The following is a 1,286-nucleotide window of genomic DNA, read 5'->3' as shown; positions in this document are numbered from 1 at the left end:
CGCGTACACACGAGCGGATCAGAAGGTTAGGGGTTCGAATCCCTTCGGGCGCACAGAGATCGACCCGCTACCAGCATCAACAGGTAGCGGGTCGATCTGCATAGAGGGGACGAGAGGGCAAGGACTTATTTTCGTCTTACATTCGAGTGATTACTTTCCTTCCGCGTACCGATCGAGCGTTGCCCGGACATCCGGCCCCCGAACCTGACGCTGGAGGTAGTGTCGCTCGGTCGTCGAGAGCTCGGTGTGGGAAAGCTGCGCCTGGGCTTGCGCCGGCCCGAGGTCGTCCCGAAACAGAGCATGGCCCGATCCCATCGCGGACCGGGCGATGTTTCGTAGCGGGCTACGGTTGCCGAACCCAGCCTTGCGCGACGTCTGCCAGGTTCCACCACGACACGTACTGCTCATCCACGCTGTCCAACGACCACGCAGACGACAGCCGATCGAAGAACGCATCGTCGCCGGTCTTGCCGCACTTCGACTCGCCCATGAACACCAGGCGCCGGCCACCACGCGACTCGAAAAGCTCCAACGCCTCAGACGCCATCGTGTTGCCCCAGCCGGGCGGCCAGCACAGGAACAACACCGACTCCTCGTCCAGCTCGGCGGCGAACTCCTCCACACCACCCACCGGGAGCCACACCACCGGCTGCCCTGGTGTGTCCGGGAACGAAGGATTCGCGGAGGTATCCGGCGGCTCGTAGTCGAACGCTCGCACCGTCACACCCTGCCCGTCGAGCAGCCGCGCCCAATATCCACGACCGGCACCCAACTCGACCACCGTGCGCCCACCCGCGAACGTCTTCAACCACTCGAGCGTGCCGGGAGAAGGGATCGCGTAGGCATAGGCAGCCTGGAGAATCGTCTGCACGAACCCGAGCCGAACACTGCCCTTCGCGCTTCCACCGTTGACCACCAGTCGCTCACCATCGGCTCCGACGGACGGGCCGACGATCTCCCAATACGGATTGCCGAACTCTGTCGCACCCCCGGTCATGAAGTTCACGAAACGCAGATCGAACGCCGCGTCAGCTTCCGGGTTCCCGGTGCCCGACAGCATCGGCGCCGTATCCAGATACTCCGCGACCTTCGGATACTCCGCCGCCAACCGTGGCCCGTCATCCAGCAGCGCGGCCAGTTCGGTTCGACGTTCAGGCGTCAGCACGAGCCCAGTCATGCACTCGATTCTTCCGCCGCACATCACGTTCCGCGAGTGGTTGCCGAATTTCGCCATACAGGATCAAGAGGCGCCGGCGCTGCGCGCCGCCGCCGACGCTGCGACAAGC

Annotated in this window: 1 protein-coding gene; it reads right to left on the bottom strand. The window is 64.3% G+C overall.

All coding sequences use genetic code 11. From position 1 onward, the window contains the following. Positions 1-343: 343 nt before the first annotated feature. A complete protein-coding gene (locus tag ACWDU1_RS32415) occupies positions 344-1,177 on the bottom strand; it encodes a hypothetical protein (protein WP_450004228.1) in 834 nt (277 codons plus the stop codon). Positions 1,178-1,286 lie beyond the last annotated feature (109 nt).

The organism is Nocardia sp. NPDC003345 (assembly GCF_053589395.1).
This window is presented reverse-complemented; position numbering and strand designations above follow the sequence as displayed.